The 17,361-nt window shown below is 70.8% G+C and carries 15 protein-coding genes; 7 read left to right on the plus strand and 8 right to left on the minus strand.

Features of this window, described 5'->3' with window-relative positions:
* Nucleotides 1-15: 15 nt before the first annotated feature.
* On the plus strand, nucleotides 16-3,084 hold the full coding sequence (locus tag OEB96_RS08940; RefSeq protein WP_266215079.1) for a serine/threonine-protein kinase: 3,069 nt from the start codon (nucleotides 16-18) through the stop codon (nucleotides 3,082-3,084).
* A gap of 21 nt (nucleotides 3,085-3,105) precedes the next feature.
* Here OEB96_RS08940 and OEB96_RS08945 read toward each other — a convergent pair whose 3' ends face one another.
* From OEB96_RS08945 to OEB96_RS08960, 4 genes are all read right to left on the minus strand, one after another.
* The gene (locus tag OEB96_RS08945) at nucleotides 3,106-4,056 is read right to left on the minus strand and encodes a diguanylate cyclase (RefSeq protein ID WP_266215080.1); all 951 of its coding nucleotides are present in this window, start codon (nucleotides 4,054-4,056) and stop codon (nucleotides 3,106-3,108) included.
* A 54-nt stretch (nucleotides 4,057-4,110) separates the two neighbouring features.
* Nucleotides 4,111-4,536: a hypothetical protein gene (locus tag OEB96_RS08950; protein WP_266215081.1), complete on the minus strand. Its 426-nt coding sequence runs from the start codon at nucleotides 4,534-4,536 to the stop codon at nucleotides 4,111-4,113.
* 104 nt (nucleotides 4,537-4,640) lie between these two features.
* Nucleotides 4,641-6,413: an N-acyl-D-amino-acid deacylase family protein gene (locus tag OEB96_RS08955; protein ID WP_266215082.1), complete on the minus strand. Its 1,773-nt coding sequence runs from the start codon at nucleotides 6,411-6,413 to the stop codon at nucleotides 4,641-4,643.
* Between the two features lie 70 nt (nucleotides 6,414-6,483).
* Nucleotides 6,484-7,113 carry an SIMPL domain-containing protein gene (locus OEB96_RS08960; protein ID WP_266215083.1) on the minus strand — a complete coding sequence of 210 codons (630 nt, stop codon included), beginning with the start codon at nucleotides 7,111-7,113 and terminating at the stop codon, nucleotides 6,484-6,486.
* A gap of 164 nt (nucleotides 7,114-7,277) precedes the next feature.
* Here OEB96_RS08960 and OEB96_RS08965 point away from each other — a divergent pair, with 164 nt between their 5' ends.
* The 3 genes from OEB96_RS08965 to OEB96_RS08975 are packed head-to-tail and all read left to right on the plus strand — an operon-like array spanning nucleotide 7,278 to nucleotide 11,117.
* Nucleotides 7,278-9,365 carry a spondin domain-containing protein gene (locus OEB96_RS08965; RefSeq protein WP_266215084.1) on the plus strand — a complete coding sequence of 696 codons (2,088 nt, stop codon included), beginning with the start codon at nucleotides 7,278-7,280 and terminating at the stop codon, nucleotides 9,363-9,365.
* Between the two features lie 47 nt (nucleotides 9,366-9,412).
* Nucleotides 9,413-10,216, plus strand: a complete 804-nt coding sequence (locus OEB96_RS08970) for a hypothetical protein (RefSeq protein ID WP_266215085.1) — start codon at nucleotides 9,413-9,415, stop codon at nucleotides 10,214-10,216.
* A gap of 22 nt (nucleotides 10,217-10,238) precedes the next feature.
* Nucleotides 10,239-11,117, plus strand: a complete 879-nt coding sequence (locus tag OEB96_RS08975; protein ID WP_266215087.1) for a radical SAM protein — start codon at nucleotides 10,239-10,241, stop codon at nucleotides 11,115-11,117.
* A 23-nt stretch (nucleotides 11,118-11,140) separates the two neighbouring features.
* On the opposite strand, the gene OEB96_RS08980 is transcribed toward OEB96_RS08975, so the two are convergent.
* The 3 genes from OEB96_RS08980 to OEB96_RS08990 are packed head-to-tail and all read right to left on the minus strand — an operon-like array spanning nucleotide 11,141 to nucleotide 12,754.
* Complete coding sequence (locus OEB96_RS08980; protein ID WP_266215088.1) at nucleotides 11,141-11,686, minus strand: hypothetical protein; 546 nt, start codon at nucleotides 11,684-11,686, stop codon at nucleotides 11,141-11,143.
* Entirely contained in the window at nucleotides 11,673-12,455 is a 783-nt protein-coding gene (locus OEB96_RS08985; protein ID WP_266215089.1) for a hypothetical protein, read from the minus strand. Before OEB96_RS08985 ends, OEB96_RS08980 begins: the two co-directional genes overlap by 14 nt.
* Nucleotides 12,456-12,460: 5 nt before the next feature.
* Entirely contained in the window at nucleotides 12,461-12,754 is a 294-nt protein-coding gene (locus OEB96_RS08990) for a hypothetical protein (RefSeq protein WP_266215090.1), read from the minus strand.
* Nucleotides 12,755-13,869: 1,115 nt separating this feature from the next.
* Here OEB96_RS08990 and OEB96_RS08995 point away from each other — a divergent pair.
* Complete coding sequence (locus tag OEB96_RS08995) at nucleotides 13,870-14,502, plus strand: hypothetical protein (protein WP_266215091.1); 633 nt, start codon at nucleotides 13,870-13,872, stop codon at nucleotides 14,500-14,502.
* A gap of 3 nt (nucleotides 14,503-14,505) precedes the next feature.
* Here the strand turns inward: OEB96_RS08995 and OEB96_RS09000 are convergent, their stop codons facing one another.
* On the minus strand, nucleotides 14,506-14,997 hold the full coding sequence (locus tag OEB96_RS09000; RefSeq protein ID WP_266215092.1) for a hypothetical protein: 492 nt from the start codon (nucleotides 14,995-14,997) through the stop codon (nucleotides 14,506-14,508).
* Nucleotides 14,998-15,064: 67 nt separating this feature from the next.
* On the opposite strand from OEB96_RS09000, the gene OEB96_RS09005 reads away from it, so the two are divergent.
* Nucleotides 15,065-15,580, plus strand: coding sequence for a DUF4351 domain-containing protein (locus tag OEB96_RS09005; protein ID WP_266215093.1), 516 nt, complete (start codon nucleotides 15,065-15,067; stop codon nucleotides 15,578-15,580).
* On the plus strand, nucleotides 15,577-17,340 hold the full coding sequence (locus OEB96_RS09010) for a cytochrome P450 (RefSeq protein WP_266215094.1): 1,764 nt from the start codon (nucleotides 15,577-15,579) through the stop codon (nucleotides 17,338-17,340). The genes OEB96_RS09005 and OEB96_RS09010 overlap by 4 nt, the downstream gene beginning before the upstream one ends.
* Nucleotides 17,341-17,361: the final 21 nt, after the last annotated feature.

The raw sequence follows: 17,361 nt of genomic DNA on the forward strand, positions 1-17,361 counted from the left end.
AGGAGCCCGGCCCCGGTGCAATCGATCGACGGCGACGACGATGCCACCATCGTCACCGAAGGCAGCGACACCGACCTGCCCGCGCTCTCCCCCTCGGCCCGCTCCGAGTGGGACGAGGAGCTCCGCTACGTCGACCGCTACCTCCTGCTCAACCGGCTGGGCCAGGGCGCGTTCGGGGTGGTGCGGGCGGCCTACGATCCCGAGCTCGATCGCAAGGTCGCCATCAAGCTGCTGCGTCGCCACGGCACGGGCACCATGGGCAGCACCACCCACGATCCGCGCGTGCTGCTCGAGGAGGCCAGGATGGCCGCCAAGCTCGCGCACCCCAACGTGGTGGCGATCCACGACGTGGGGCCCCTGCACGCGACCGACGGGCGCCCCCTCGACGGCCTCTACATCGTGATGGAGCACCTGGGAGGCCCTGCGCTCATCGACTGGATCGAGGACCCCGCCCACCACCGCGGCTGGAAGGAGGTGCTGCCGGTGTTCCTCGCGGCGGGCCAGGGCCTGGCCGCGGCGCATGCCCTGGGCATGGTCCATCGCGACTTCAAGCCCCAGAACCTGCGCTTTGGCGACGACGGCCGCATTCGCGTGCTGGACTTCGGCCTCGCCACCTTGCTCGACCGCCTGCACGGCGACGGCGAGCCCCTCGTGGGGACTCCGGCCTACATCGCGCCCGAGCAGCACCTGAGCCAGGCGATCGACGCCCGCGCCGATCAGTATGCGTTCTGTGTGTCGCTTTGGCGGTGTCTCTACGGTCATCACCCCCACCACGGCGCATCGATGAAGGAGCTGGCCGCGGCCAAGCTCGAGCGCCCCAGGGTGCCCGCCGATCCCTCGGTGCCGGCCTGGCTGGGCGCCCGGATCGCCCGCGGGCTCGAGCCTCGACCCGAGCACCGCTACCCCGACATGGATGCGCTGCTTCGGACGCTGGCCGACGATCCGATCGCGCGCCGGCGTCGCTGGCTGATGGGGGCGGGTCTGACGGTGGGGCTGATGGCGGGCGGCTACGGCATCGCGGTCGGGGTCGGGGCCGGGGCCCGCGAGGACCCGTGCGCGCTGCCCCCGGATCACTTCGTCGGCACGTGGGACGACGACGTGCGCGCGCGCGTGGCCGCGAGCTTTGGGCGCAACGAGCGACCATTCGCCCGCCCGGCCCTGCGCGAGGTCGAAGACGGGCTCGATGCCTACCTGCGCCGCTGGGCCGAGCAACGCGGCGAGGCCTGCCGCGCCTCGCTCGACCGGGGCGAGCGCTCGATCGACCAGGCCGGCGCGGCGCTCGAGTGCCTCGACCGCCAGCTCCGCCGCGTGACCGCGGTGAGCACGAGCTTCCAGCAGGCCGACGACGCGGTGATCCTGCATGCGGCCGAGCTCGTCGCCGCGCTGCCGCCCCCGGCCAGCTGCCTCCAGCCGCAGCGCCCCTCGGGCGGCGAGCTCGTCGTCTCTCGCGAGGCTGCGCTCGCGCTCGAGGGCCGCGTGGCGCAGGCCGAGACCCTGGCCAAGGTCGGCGACTTCTCCGGGAGCCTGGCGCTCATCGATGGGATCGTGGCCGACGCCGAAGCGCTCGGCGATCCCACCAGCCTGGCCCATGCACGCCTGGTCGAGGCCCAGGCCGCGCTCGACGATCGCAAGTACGAGCGCGCCGAGCAGGCCGCGCTGGCGGCTCACGCCCTGGCGCTCCGGCTCTCCGATCCGTCGGGCGCCGCACGGGCGCTCACGCTGCTCATCGCCAGCCACCGCGTCCAGGGCCACTTCGACCAGGCCGAGCTGCTCGTACGCGTCGCCGAGGGTGCGATGGAGCACGCCAGCCCGCCGGTGCAGGTGGACCATGCATTCCAGGTGGGTGCGCTGGCCCAGGACCGCAAGCAGTGGGACGAGGCATTCGAGCGCCTGGCCAAGGCGCGTGCGCTGGCCGAGTCGCTCTATGGCCGAGATCACCTGCAGGTCGCCGACATCGTGATCGTGCAGGGGATCAACGGCTCGGCCTCTCGCCGCGACTTTCCCGGGGCGCTGTCCCACTTCGAGCATGCGCGCGAGATCTATCGCTCGCACTATGGCGAGCTGCACCCGCGCGTCGCGAGCACCTACAACAACATCGGCGGCGTGTATGCCCGCCAGGGCGACTGGGACCGTGCGATCGTGGAGTTCGAGCGGGCCGTCGAGATCTACACCGCGGTCCACGGGCAGGACCACCCGCTCACCCTGCGCGCGCTGACCAACCTGGCCCCGGCCATCTACCAGCGCGGCGACCTCCCGGGCGCGCTCGCGGTGATGGAGCGCGCGCTGGTGCTGCGCGAGCGCACGCTGGGCAAGGACAACCCCGAGTACGTCAGCGCGGAGCGCAACCTCGCGGTCATGCTGACCCAGGCCGGGCAGCCCCGTCGCGCGCTGTCGCTGCTGCGCCACGTGCACGAGCGCACCGCCGTGATGCACGGCGAGCATGCCCCGCAGACCCTCGCCGAGGCGGGGATGACCGCGACCGTGGCCGCCATGCTCGGCGAGTCGGAGCTCGCCGCGCGCTACGGAGCGATCGTGCGGGCCGGGGTCGCCGGGGTCGCCGAGGACGAGCCCCAGCTCCCCGTCATCCTCGAGTACGCCGCCGATGCTGCCGACCGGGCCGGCGACCGACCGCAGGCGCTCGAGCTGCACGAGCGACGCGCAGGGCTGCTGCCCGACGCGGTCGAGGCCACGCTGGCGCAGGCACAGATCGCCGACACGCTGCTGGCGCTCGGACGCGCCGAGCAGGCCCACCAGCGCCTCACGACCGCGCTCGCCGAGCTCGAGGCCCGCGGCGACGTGGACCCCCCGCAGCTGGTGCCGCTGCTGCGGGTGCTCGCCGAGGTCGAGCGATCGCTGCGGCACCCCGACGCCGCCCGCGAGCACTACGAGAGGGTCGTGCAGGCCCTCGAGGGCTCCGATCGCAACGGCTACGATCTCGCCCTCGCCCACCTCGCGCTCGCCAAGCTGGCCTCCACCCCGGACGACCGGGCGCGCCACGCGAGCGCCTGCGTCGAGCTCCTCGAGCCCACCGGCTACGCGCCCGAGCGGCTCGCCGAGGCCAGGGCCCTGCTGCCTGCACCGTGAGCCCGGAGCACCGCCCGGCGCTCACACCTCGGCGTCGTTGGGACGCGAGCCCAGCTCCACCCGATCTCGCCCCAGCGCCTTGGCCCGGTAGAGCGCCTCGTCGGCCGCAGCGAGGAGCGAGCGCTCCGACAGCTCGACCTCGAGCACGTCCGAGGCGGAGATCCCCACCGACACCGTCTGCGGCCCCACGGTGCCGCGCACGGCCGTGCGCGCGCGATACTCGAGTCGGATGCGCTCGGCGACGGCCCGCGCTCGCTCCCCGGTGGTCTCGGGCGCGATCAGCAGGAACTCCTCGCCCCCGTAGCGGCACGGCAGATCCGAGGCTCGCAGGCCCTCGCGGAGGATCGTGCCGAACAACGACAGCAGGTCGTCTCCCACGAGGTGGCCGTGGCGATCGTTGATCTGCTTGAAGTGATCGAGGTCGAACATCAACAGCGCCAGCGGGCGCCCGTGACGACGCGAGCGGGCCACCTCGGCCACCAGGCGCTCGTCGAAGACCCTCCGGTTGCCCACGCCGGTCAAGGGGTCGGTCCTGGCCGTCCGCTCGAGCTCGCGGGTCTTGTCCTCCAGCGCGCGCGTCAGCGCCCGGATCCTCAGCATCGCCTTGACCCGCACGCACAGCTCGAGCGCATCCACCGGCTTGGTCAAGAAGTCGTCGGCCCCCGCGTTGGCGCACTGGGCCCGGATCTCGGCCGTGCGCAGCCCGGTGAGGAACACCGTGGGCACGTAGGACTGCGACTGCTCCCGCAGCAGGCGGGTGAGCTTGAGCCCGTCCATGTTGGGCATCACCGCGTCCATCAGCACCAGATCGGTGGCGAGCGGATCGAAGGCCCGCAGCGCGTCGGTCCACCGGTGCGCCACCGTGACGTCATGACCGAGCTCGCGAAGGATCGCCGCCGTGCTCTCGGCCACCACGGGCTCGTCGTCCACCACGAGGATCCGGGCGTGCTCCAAGTCTTGCAGGGGCTTCATCGGGGGGCTGCGCGGATCGTCTCACGAGCCGCGCAGCGACGTCACCCGTCGCTGCTAGCTCGACGACGGCGCGGCATCGGGCTCGTGCAAGCCCTGCCGCCACAGCCACCGCCCGAAGATCCACGCCTTGACGTCCTCGCGCCCGAGCACGACCCACGCGAACGCAGACGCCCCCACCAGACCCAGGGAGGTCACCAGCGCGGTCAGGCCCACGGCGTCGCGGGGAGCCCAGGTCAGCACCCCCAGCAGGATCCATGCGTCGATCGCCATCCCGGCCGCCGCCGCCGTGCGCAGCAGCGTGCGGGTCACCTCGTTGGCCCGCGTCAGCATCCCCAGCACCACCGCATCCACGACCAGGGCCAGGAGCTCGAGCGCCGTGGTCATCGGGGTCTGCGGCTCGCCCAGCGCCAGGGTGGCCAGGTCGACGACGAGCTGGGCTCCGAGCGCCAGCAGCAGCCAGCGCAGGGCACGGGGCATCACCGGGGGCTCCATGGCCAACCCCGACGCCCACGCGCCTGCCAATGTTCCCGGCCGTTCCCGACCGTTCCCGACCGTCCCCGGCCCGCCGCAGAACGCCGGTGGGCTCAGGACCGGCCTACGCGGACCAGCCGCCCGGGGCGCTCGCCGGTGAGCACGCCCTCGCGCGCGACCACGCGCCCGGCCACCAGCGTGGCGCGGTAGCCATCGGCCCGCTGCATCAGCCGTCGTCCGCCCGCGGGTAGATCCTTCTGCATCTGGGGCGTGCGCAGGCCCAGGCGCGGAAGATCGATCACGTTGAGGTCGGCACGGCGGCCCACCTCGATCGTGCCACGGTCGTGCAAGCCGATGAAGCGCGCGGTGTCCTGGGTCTGGAACTGGACCAGCCGCTCGAGCGGGATCCGCCCCCGCGGCCGATCGCGCCCCCAGTGCGACAACAGGTAGGTGGGGAAGCTGGCGTCGCAGATCGTGCCCACGTGGGCTCCGCCATCGGACAGGCCCGGCAGCGCCAGCGGGTGGGTGAGCATGGTGTGCACGGCCTCGAGGTCGAGGCCCGTGAAGTTGTAGAGCGGGAAGTAGAGCAGCGCCCTGCCCTCGTCCTCGAGCATGGCGTCGTAGAGCACCTCGAGGATGCTGCGCCCGGTGGCCTGGGCCTCGGCCCACAGGCACGTCCGCGGGTCGGGCTCGTAGTCGGGGCGCTCGCCCTCCTTGCCGCCGAGGCGATAGAGCCGCTTGGCCACCATGTCGATCTGGGCCAGGAGGATGTCGGCCAGCGGAGGCAGCGAGGAGCCGTCTCCCGCGACCTTGTCGGTCTTCTCCGACAGGATCCGCGCGCGCCGCTGCGGATCGCGAAGCGCCGCCACCTGCTCGGCCAGCGGGAGCGCCGAGATCTCCTTGTAGGACGGAAACCCCATGAACGGGTGGAACGTGGCCCGCAGCCCCAGCATCACCCCGATCGGCCGAGGGGCGACCTGCAGCCGAATCGTGGTGCCAGCAGCCTGCGCCCGCTCGGCACGCTCGATGATCCACCGCCACTGCTGCGGCGACTGATCGCGCTGCATCAGCGAGATCGAGGTGCCGTGCCCCGGTGCGGCGGCGGCCATGCGCTCGATCACGTCGAACTCGTCGTGGAAGCGGTCGTCGGACACCAGCAGATCGAAGTCGGAGACCGCCTGCAGCACGCCGTGGCCCAGGCCCTCGAAGGCGCCGGCGATGCCCGTCAGCTCGCGCACGGTGGCCTCGGACGCGGGGGTGGGCTGTCCCTGCGCCGTGCGGTGGTTGTCGGTGCGCCCGGTGGAGAAGCCCGCTGCCCCCGCCTGCAGCGCCTCGCGAACCAGGGCCCGCATGCGCGCGATGTCGTCGTCGGTGGCGGCCTGCCCCGCGACGGCGCGCTCGCCCATCACGTACACCCGCAGCACGTCGTGGGGCACCTGCACCGCGAAGTCGATCGCGTGCGGGAAGCGGTCGATGGCGTCCATGTACTCGCCGAAGCTCTCCCACCCCCACGTGATGCCCTCGGCGAGGGCCGAGCCGGGGATGTCCTCCACCCCCTCCATCAGCTCGATGATGCGCTGGCGATCCCTGGCGTGCACCGGGGCAAAGCCCACCCCGCAGCTGCCCATCACGCAGGTGGTGACCCCGTGCAGCGACGACGGGGCCAGCTCGGGATCCCAGGAGACCTGGCCGTCGTAGTGGGTGTGGATGTCCACGAAGCCCGGGATCACGATCGCCCCCTGGGCGTCGAGGACCTCGTCGGCCGAGCCCTCGCAGTCCCCCACCGCGACGATCCGGCCGTCCTTGATGCCCACGTCGCCGCGCTGGCCCGCGCGACCGGTGCCGTCGATGATGGTGCCGCCTTCGATCTTGAGGTCGTAGGTCATCTGCCGTGTGCGCTCCGCTGCGGCGATCTCTACCACGAGATCGCCGCGCGGAGCGGCCGGCCCGCGACCATCACTCGCTGCGGAACACGATCCGCACGCTGGCCGGGATCGAGAGCTCGCCGGGCAGCGTGGGCGTGGGTACGGCCCCGCTCTCGAGCGCCGCGGTGCGAAACGGCGAGGGCGGCGCGGCATCGACGTCGGTGGAGATCGTCATCGGCTCGCACAGCTCCACCTCGGCCGCATCGGCGAGCACCCTGGCCTGCGCAAAGGCATCGTCGACCGCGAGCTGCAGCGCCTGCGCTCGATACGGCGCGTCGTTCTGCAGGCGGTAGTCGATCCCGCTGCTCTGGTTGGCCCCCGCGGCGATGCCCTCGTCGAACACCCGTGCGGCGTGGTCGACCTTGGTTCTCACGCGGACCCCGTCGGTGGCGCGGAAGCCCACGATGCGGCTCGTCCCCGTCGCCTGGTCGTAGCGGAGCATCGGGCTCACGCCGAGCCCGAAGGTCGAGATCCCGTGGTTGGGCACGCCCGACACCGCGTCGATGACCTGCTGCGTGGCGGTGGCGTTGGCGGCCACCGCCTGCTCCGCGGTCTTGCCCTCGGTGATCACCCTCAGCTGCACGATGGCCTCGTCGGGCATGACCTCGACGTGACCGTGGCCGGTGATCTCGATCGTTCCCTGGAACGCTTGCTGTCCCATCCCTCGCCTCCTTTCCGTGGTGACGTCCTGCGCGTCGATCCACCACGCATAGTGTGATCCGCGTGATCGGCTCCGCTGGCGCCGGGTCGGGGCGAGGCGCCTGGCGACGACGAGGTCGCATGCGCTCCGCGAAACCGGATACCCTCGGCGAGAGCCCGACGATCGTGACGCGCATCCACGCCATCGGCGCCCGGTTCGGGCTGGTCTTGCTCGCGGGCGGCTGCCACGGGGCGCCGCCGCTCGACGCCGAAGGCACGAGCACCGGCGAGGCGACCGTCACGACCAGCGGAGCCTCCACGACCACCGGTCCCGACAGCACCTCCGTCGATCCCGACGGCAGCTCCGACACCATCGAGCCCCTCCCTCCCCCGGGTCCGGCCGGCTTCGTGGTGACGCTCGAGAACCTCACCCACACCGGCCTGATGCAGAGCCCGCTGTCGGCCGGAGTGTGGGCCGTTCACGCCGTCGACTCCGACGTGCTGTTCACCCCCGGCATCCCCGACGATGGCGAGGGGCTGCACGCGCTGGCCGAGGACGGTGAGCCCGCGATGCTCGCCGGATCCGTGGCCAGCCACGCCGGGGTGGTGAGGACGGGGGTGTTCGAGCCCACCACCATGGCCGGCCGCCCCGGACCGCTGATGCCGGGCGAGGCGACGCAATTCGTCGTGATCGCCGAGCCGGGCACGCGACTGTCGCTGGCCACCATGCTCATGGGCTCCAACGATCTGTTCGTGGCCACCAAGGCCCCGGGCGTGTCGCTGTTCGGCTCCGATGGCCTGCCCCTTCCCGAGCGGGACGTGAGCGCGAGCCTCCAGCTGTGGAACGCGGGCACCGAGATCGACCAGGCTCCCGGCCAGGGTCCCTGGCAAGCGCTCCACGGCGGCAGCCCCGGCCTCGGGCCGCCCGAGCTCCCCGGCGTGTTGCCCCACCGGCACTCCACGCGAGCGATCCCCCTGGGACCCGATCTCGTCGCCGTGACCGTGGACGTCGACCCCATGGATCCGGACGCCCTGATCCTGACCCTCACCAATGTCTCGCAGGATCGCGGCACCATGGTCACCGCGCTCTCGAGCCTGTCGTGGGCGCTGCACGACGACACGGTCGAGCTGCTGACCGAGGGCGCCCCCGCCTCCCCCGAGCTCGAAGCGCTGGCCGAGGACGGCGACCCCGCGCCGCTCGACGCCTGGCTCGCCGGGGTGACCGGCGTGGAGCAGCACGGGGTGGTGCTCGGGCCCTGGTTGCCCGGCGACCAGCTCGTGCTCCCGCTCGCCCCCACCGCGGACTTTCCTCGGCTGTCCCTGGCCGCGATGGTGGCGGAGAGCAACGACGCGTTCCTGGCCATGGGTCCCGGGGGCGTGCGGCTGTTCGACGACGAGGGCCTGCGCGACGACGACGACATCGCGGACGACATCGCGGCCACCCTGACCCCATGGGACGCCGGCACCGAGGCCAACGAGGTACCCGGGGCGGGTCTCCACCAGGCGCCGCGCCAGGTCGCGCCCGACACCGGGCCCCCCGAGCCCGAGCCCGTGGGCGTGCGCCGCTACGCCGACGTCACCGACGATCTGACGGGGCCGCTGGCGGGGGGCTTCCTCTCGGTCGGCGTCACCCGCAGCGGAGCGACCTTCACGATCACGCTCACCAATACCAGCGACACGACCGCGTTCGCGGGCCAGCTCTCGCCCACGGTGTGGGTGATCCACGACGACATCGTGCACGTGTTCGACGAGGGCTTCCCCGCCAGCGAGGGGATCGAGCATCTCGCCGAGGAGGGCTCGCCCTACGCATTGTTCACCGAGCTCGGCAGCTCCTTTGGGGTCTACGACTTCGGAGTGCAGGCCGACCACGCCGGGCCCGGGATCCCGACGACGGGCCCGCTGCTGCCCGGCGATGCCTACGCGATCGAGGTCACGCCCCAGTTCCCGTTCCGCTTCCTCGGTCTCCTGGCCGCGATCATGCCGTCCAACGACACCTTCGTGGCCCTGGATCCGGCCGGGGTGGCGCTGCTCGACGAGCGGGGAGCGCCGCGGCCCGCCGCCGTGGTCGAGGCGGAGATCGCCGCCCGGCTGCGGGCCTGGGATGCCGGGACCGAGGGCAACCAGGCGGGCGCCGCGGGCTACGACATGGCGGGACCGATCTTCGACCAGGGCCCGCCGCAGGGCTGGGCCTTCGTCCGCGAGGCCAGCGAGGACCCGATCTGGTCGTGGCCGCAGGCGCCGCGGGTGATGCGGATGACCGTGGCCCCGATGTGACGAGGAGGCCCTCGCCTCCCGCTCGAGCGCGCTATCGTGCGTGCGTCATGCAGCGCGCTCGGCTCTCCTTCATTCGCTCGCCCAACACGTGGATGGCGGCGCTCGTCGGCCTCGTCGCGACCGGCTGCGCCGAGGGCAACGCCACCAGCACCACCGGTCCGGACCTCGGCGCCTCGTCGTCCGGAGAGGCCGACGACAGCGAGGCCAGCTCCACGAGCACCACCGCCACGAGCATCGGCACCGGGGATGGCAGCAGCACCGGCTCGGCCGACGACGCCAGCACCAGCACCACCGACGCCCCCGGCGACACCAGCACCGGCCAGTGCCCGGCCGGCACCGAGGGCTGCCCGTGCGCGGCCGGGGCCTGCGACGACGACCTCTTCTGCCTCGACGACGTGTGCCAGGCCGCGCAGTGCGACGGCGACCTGCTCGAGCCCAACGACGACGAGGCCACCGCCACCGATCTCGGGATGGTCGACGACTCCGACGAGGGCGGGATCGTGTCGGCCTCGCTGCATCACCCCGGCGACGTCGACTGGTACCGCTACCAGGGCGACGACGACATCACCGGCAACGTCGACCCTGCGCGCGAGATCGTGGCCTCGGCGGGCCTGCGGCTGTGCAAGTTCCTCGAGTGCGACAACGGGCTGGCGCAGACCGAGTTCGAGTGCCCGGCGGGGACCCAGTATGCGCTCTCGCCCAGCGCACGGCCCGGGTGCTGCGCCAGCGATGGGATCGCCCTGCCCGACCTCAACTGCACCGGCGTCACCGAGGACAACGCGATGGTGTACATCCGCGTGGACATGCCGCAGGAGGCCTGCGTCACGTACAGCGTGTCGTATCACTACTGACCGGCTCACGGGGGACGACGCGATGGTGGACTACGTCGGCAGGATCTACAGGCCGCCCTCCGAGGCGCGCAGCTTCTTGCTGCAGGTGACGGTGGGCTGCAGCCACAACCGCTGCAGCTACTGCGACATGTATCGGGACAAGCAGTTTCGGCCCAAGGAGTGGGCGACGATCGAGGCAGATCTGCAGGAGGCCGCGCGGGTCGGACCGAGGTTTCGGCGGGTGTTCCTGTGCGACGGGGACGCGTTGATCCTGCCCACGCGCAAGCTCCTGCGGATCCTCGAGGGGATCCGCGAGCACCTGCCCTGGGTCGAGCGCGTGGGGACCTACGGCGACACGCGCAGCGTGGGACGCAAGCCCGTGGAGGAGCTGACGGCGCTGCGGGAGGCCGGACTCGGGATCGTCTACCACGGGATGGAATCGGGCGACGACGAGACCCTGCGGAGGATCGACAAGGGCGGCACGGCGGCGGAGTGCGTGGAGACGGCGGGGAAGCTGCGCGAGGCCGGGCTCGCGCACTCGGTGATGGTGCTGCTCGGGGTCGGCGGGCGGGACCGCAGCCACGAGCACGCGCAGGAGACCGCCAAGGTGCTCACGAAGATGGATCCGCCGTTCGTGGGGGCGCTGACGACCACGGTGGTCCCGGGGACACCGCTGGCAGCAGCGCAGGCGCGAGGGGAGTTCGCGCTGCCCGAGAAGTTCGCGATGCTGCAGGAGCTGCGGGAGATCGTGGCGGGGAGCGAGTTCTCGGCGTGCCGGTTCTCGGCGAATCATGCGAGCAACTATCTGCCGCTCACGGCCGACCTGCCGCAGCAGAAGCGAGAGCTGGTGGGGTTGCTCGATCGGGTGCTCGAAGCAAAGGACGAGCGGCTGCTCAAGCCGGAGGGGCTGCGGGGGTTGTAGAAGCGGGCGCACCCCGGCCTGCATCACAAGCCAATGTCCCGACCCCTCTCGACGGCCACGACCTCGACGAGTCGCGGCCTCGGCGGGGGCTCCGGGCAAGGGGTCTCATCGGCATGGATGCGCGGACCAGGGCATAGCGTGATGCCGTACCGCGCGAGCACCTGACGCTCCTTGGGTCGTGCAACTGGCGATCCATCTTCGATCCAAGCGGGCAATCCGAAGAAGTGCTCACGGTAGAGAGCTGCCACGTGGCGCTGGATCCTCCGGCAGATCCAAGCGTCATCCTCGAAGTGAAGCCATGGCGCATACTCGACGACTTCCTGCACGATGGGTGTGCAGCGGTCTTGCGTCAGATCTGCCTCGGGGTCGATCACGAGGATGCGACGCGCCAATTCGGCATCTTCCGCCACCTGCCGCTGCAGTTCGAGGCTCTTGGGGCACCACTCGGCCACGACGAGCACCAGCTTCTCCCTCGGGAGCCACCGCTCGGGTGCGAATACCAGGAGCAGCGAATACGCGCACGTGAACCCGATGAGGCCCGCGATGGCGAGCTTTCTAGGGTCCGCCATCCGCCGCCTCCTGTAGCCGCCTTTGATGACCGCGCAGATAGGGGACCAGAGACTCCACGGAACGAAGCTTGAGGACATCGTGTGCCTCGGTCAGCTCTCCCCGTCTGCCCTGCTCGGCCATGAAGTCACGGTATCGGGCCCAAGAGTCGATGAGTTTCGGCAAGCGCTCGAGATCGAAGAGAACAGGGTCCCCCCAGTGGGATTGCAGGTGTTCGTGGATCGCCGTCATCGCGGGTCGCGTCGCAGCGGGCAGCGGGATGACCACTCCCAGCCTGGCACGAGCGAGGCAGCCTATGTAGTCGTGGCAACGGGGATCGTTCGCGGACGATGCGGGCGGAATGCTGCTCTCGTCACGCAACGCGGAACTCGCGTAGACGATCGTGCCTCGTCCAGCACCGTCGCCAAGGGCGACATAGGAGATCGTATACGAGCACACGCCACGGATCGTGCCTCCGTACATCATGCTGCACTCTCGCTGTTTCTCCGCGACGAAGAACCAATCTTGCAGCTCCGCTGCGGTCTCGACCCACGACCAGTCGCCACCGATGGCCAGCGCCCGCACATCGAGGCTGTTCGTCTCGGTGTACTGCCTCCATTGCTCCGCATGGGCCGGATCGGTCGTCCATTCGAGGCTCACACTTGCCTCCGCTTCGTTGGGAATGAAGTCGGAGGGTCGACTCGAAGCGTCCTCGATCTCGGGCTGTCGATCGAGGACGACCAACGACACGCCGAACACGAGCAGTCCGGTCAGAACGGAGGGGAGTTCCACGAGTCTCACGAATCGGCTGGTTCAGCACAGGGGGCATCGGCCGCGATCCAATATCTACCACGTTCTGCAAGCTGGGACTCCGACGCCTGTCGAATGTGGTCACACGTCGACCGGATCAGCTTGTCGGGAGCGGGCACGGTGAGGATCACACAGTCTTCCGTTGGAGGATCACAGTAATTCCCCTTGTCCTTTGCGTTCAAGTCGAGAGCCGCCGCTTCCTCGTGATGCAGTCCCAAGAGGACGGAGGCGACGATGGGCAGGATGGCCAAGCCGACCAGCTTGCGTTCGTTGGTGCTCATGATCACGAGGCTATCCACGAGCCAAGGGCCGTCAAGGACCGTGAAACACTGATTATCAGAGTCGAGCCAGGACTCGCCGATGGCCGTGGCAGCCAGCCCGTCGCGGATACGGGAAGGGCTTCTCGATCCGGCTCGCGTCCCTGCCGGGAGACGACCCCGAAGAGACGAGCACCTTCACCACTGACCACCGGATCCGCTCGCTACTCATCGCGACTCCCCTCCCCCAGTCTCCTCGTCCCGTCGATTCTCCATCAACCGAAACCAGATCCGCTCGAGCAGCTCCGAGGTCTTCCCCTTCTCCGAATAGACCCCAAAGATCCGCCCCTCTCGATCGAGCACGAAGAGATGGGCTCGTCCACCTCGACTCCGGCTCGCGTCCGCTCCCTCACCGCGACGAGTTCTTCGGTGGTCCATTCCAGCGGCGCGAGGACGACGCACGGGAACTCGCTGCAGTCGATCTCGGGATCCGCGAGCCCGAACTCGGAGGTCACACCCAGCACCAGAGCCTCGAAGGCATTGGGGCGCAGCCCTTCGGGCACATCGGCGATCGATTCCCACCGAAGCGGCATCCCGCCCAGCTCTGCGAGCGCAGCCTCGGCCTGGGCTTTGTGAAGCTCGAGCCATGCGTGACGGGCATTCGACCGCGCTACCCCGGATTCTGGCGCGCTCGGGCTCGAGCGCCGCGAGGGCACGGAGGGCTTCGAGTGGAATGCATCGAGGGCAGGGCGAAGATCTGGACACGTCTCGCGCTCCATCCCCGCAGCCTGCCCTCGCGACTGCGACACCACACCGAACGCCATCGAGAGCACGCCTCCGACGACGACGGCCACACCGTGAGTGGCCACGCTCGCGACCCAACTACGTGCTCGGCGGGGGTGGTGGAGCATGAACGAGGCAGAGTTTCAGATCCTTGGCAGCACCTGTCGATGCCACGAGCACGACCGAACCATCCATCAGCCAAGAGTGAGCACGAGCAATCTGCCCGCCGCCGCGACCGCCGTCGCCTCTTGCGATCGACCCTCCGCAACGCCGGGTCGACCCGTCTCTACGACCGCAGGCGCCGCTCGTCGGCCCTCCGGGCCGTCTCGTTGCGCGCGCCGTTCTTCGCGGCGACAATGCCAGCCATCACCCTCCGCCCGACCCCCAAGAAGCTGATCCAGCGGCTCGACTCGACCGCGATGATGGCGCTCGAGCGTGCGGTCGGTGAGGCCAATCGCCTCGGGGTGCTCGAGGTCGGGCCGGAGCTCATGGTGATCGAGCTGCTCGCGGGCGGGACGTCCGGGGCGAGCCGATTGGTCGAGGCGGCGGGGAGCTCCTGCGACGAGCTCCTCGAGCCGCTGCGTAGTGCGGTCGCGACCACCGCCACCACCCCCGGTCGCCGACCGATCTTCGCGGCGTCCTTGTTCGACTGGTTCACGGACGCGTGGCTGCTCGCATCCATCGAGCTCGGCGAGTCCAAGATCGAAGCAGCCCACCTCACCTTCCTGTGGCTCACCCGTGCGCGAAGCTACGCCGCCCCCGACGTCGAGACCCCGCAGCTCCCGGGAGCCGAGTCGTTGCAGGGCAGGCTCGCCGAGTTTCGTGACTCCGGTGCAGCTCCGGCCCGCACGCCGACGACCCCGTCGCTGCTCGAGCGCGTGGAGGAGCTCGAGCGAAGGCTCGCCTCGCTCGAGGCCACGTCGTCCGCTCGAAATCGAGATCTCGACCGGCGACTCGCGACGCTGGAGACGGACGTCGACGCCTCGTAGGCCTCAGCTCCCTTCTGCCACCGCCGGTGTCCGTTGGTCCTCCGGACAGTCCGTGCGCAACCCGTCGAGCATCTCCGCACACGCCTCGGGCAACGTCGGTGCCTCGGGCGACTGCGCCAAGTGCAGCAGCCAGCCCTTCTCGGCCGGGTAGAACCGGCGGTCGCCGGCCATGATCTGCGGTCGCAGGAAGCCCTCGCAGCGTGCGTAGAGCTCGAGGTACGCGTCGCAATCCGGGACCCCGGTGATCGCCTCCACCGTCATCGGCGGCGCGATCTTCGAGGCCCCGTCCCCGGAGGCCGGCTTCGCGCTCGGAGCCACCGTCGCATCGCCCGACGCAGCCGCTCCCTCTTGCTCTTCCACCTCGGGCTGCATCTCGAGCTCGGGGGCTCGCTCGGCCGCCGCAGAGTCCGGTTCCGACGACGCACCGGTCCCCGCCGCCGCACACCCCACGAGCGCCAGCCCGAGCCCCCACTCCGCCCTCGACACGCCCTTCATCTCGACTCGAGCCTATCACCACCGACTTCCCGACGACCCCGCCCCCCGGATCTACATGGAGCTCGAGATGATCGTCCACGAAATCCACGAGAGTCCCCTACTGGCTGCGGAGCTGACCACGCTGGCACGGACCACGCTGCGCTTGCTGCGGCTTGCCGCGCTGCAACAGCTCGTCGCCGCCAACGCCGAGCGCATTGCCCGGTGGCTCGCCCAAGTCCACCGGGCCCACGGCTACGATGACTTCCGCGCCCTGCTGGAGTACATTGCACGGACGGGGAACGAGGACGCGCTGATGCAGGCGATCATCGACCATAGCGACGAGGAGCTCGCGCCAGAGGCGATGAGCATCGCCGACAAGCTCGAAGCCCGTGGTGAGGCCCGTGGTGAGGCCCGTGGCCGGGTGCAGGGCCGAGCCGAGATGCTGCTGCAGCAGCTCGAGCATCGCTTCGGTCCACTGCCCTACGCAGTCGAGGCCAAGCTCTTCGCTGCCACCGCGCCGCAGCTCGAGGCCTGGGCTCTGCGGCTGCTCGACGTCGACAACCTCGACGAGGTCTGGAACGATCCTCCAGCCGCCAGACCGTGACCACCTCTCGCCATCGCATCGCTCGCATCGCGGACCTCCCGGGCGACGGCCCTCACCCCGCCTCCGTCGGAGGCCGCGACCTCGTCCTCCTCCGCACCGACGGCCAGCTCCGCGCATTCGATGGCCTGTGCCCCCACCAGGGCGCCCTGCTCGGTGAAGGCGAGCTCGAGGGCGGCGTGCTGGTGTGCCGCAACCATCGCTGGCGCTTCGACCCCCGCACGGGCGCACGCATCGGCGGCCCCCAGTGCCTGCGCAGCTACCCCGTCCACGAGCACGAAGGCCACGTCGAGATCGAGCTGCCGGACACGGCAGGCGAGCCCGCCCCAACCACCAAAGCCAGCTCCCAGCGCGTCTTCGCCGAGCTCCCCGGCCCCCGCCCCTTGCCCCTCGTGGGCAACGCCCTGCAGCTCGACACCCGCCGCGTCCACGTCACCTTCGAGGCGTGGGCCCGCGAGCACGGACCCTTCTACCGCGTGGTCCTCGGCCGCCGCGCGTTCGCGGTCGTCTCCGATCCCACGCTCATCGCCGAGATCCTCCGCAAGCGCCCCGAGTCCTACCGCCGCATGAGTCGCATGGCCGATATCTTCGACGAGATGGGCGTCGACGGGGTGTTCTCGGCCGAGGGCACGTCGTGGCGACCCCAGCGCAAGCTCGCGATGGGAGCGCTCGATCATCGCCACCTGACCGCGTTCTTCTCCACCCTCCACGACGTGGCCGAGCGCCTGCGTCGACGCTGGGAGACAGCCGCCGATGCCGGTGACGTGCTCGACGTGCAAGAGGAGATGATGCGCTTCACCGTCGACGTCACCACCCGCCTGGCGTTCTCCGAGCCCACCGATGTGATCGGCGGCGCCAGCAGCCAGCTGCTCGACGACCTCGATCCCCTGTTCCCCACCATCGCCCGGCGGATCAACGCCATGTTCCCCTACTGGCGCTACCTGCAGCTGCCGCGCGACCGACACTTCACGCGCTCGCTCGGCCGTGTGCGCAAGTGGCTCGAGGACGTGATCGCCAGGACCCGCGAGCGCCTGCAGGCCGATCCATCGCGCGCCGAGCACCCCAGCGACTTCGTCGAGGCCATGCTCGTGGCCCGCGACCCCGAAGGACGGCCGTTCTCCGACCGGCTCTTGTTCGGCAACGCGCTGACGATGCTGGTGGCCGGCGAGGACACCACCGCCAACACCATGGCCTGGGCCGTCCACTTCCTGCTCGACGCGCCCGAGGAGCTGTCGGCCCTGCGCACGCGCATCGACGCCGTGCTCGGCTCGGCTCGCGTTCCCGCCGACATGGCGACCACGCGCGCCCTCGACGAGATCGAGGCGGTCGCCAACGAGACCATGCGCCTCGAGCCCGTGGCACCGATGATGTTCCTCGAGACGATCCCCGAGGTCACCCTCGGCGACGTGCGGCTTCCCGCCGCAACGCCCATCCTCGTGCTCACCCGTCCGTCCGCGCTCGACCCCGCCCGGATCGACGATCCCCACGCATTCCGCCCCGAGCGCTGGCGCGACGGCCATACCGCCGCCGCACTCCAGCGCGCGGGCGTGTTCGTCCCGTTCGGCTCCGGCCCCCGGATCTGCCCGGGCCGCAGCCTCGCGCTGCTCGAGATCCGCATGGTGCTCGCCACCCTGCTGCGCAACTTCGAGCTCGAGCGGGTCGGTCGCTCGCAAGACGTGGGCGAGGAGCTCGGCTTCACGCTCTCGCCCACCAACCTGCGCGCTCGCCTTCGTCGGCGGAGCGACGCCCCGGCCCCCGCGTAGCGGCCACCCCGCGAGCGGCCC

Origin of the sequence: Paraliomyxa miuraensis (genome assembly GCF_026337845.1) — a bacterium.
Classification (GTDB): Bacteria; Myxococcota_A; Polyangia; order Nannocystales; family Nannocystaceae; genus Paraliomyxa; species Paraliomyxa miuraensis.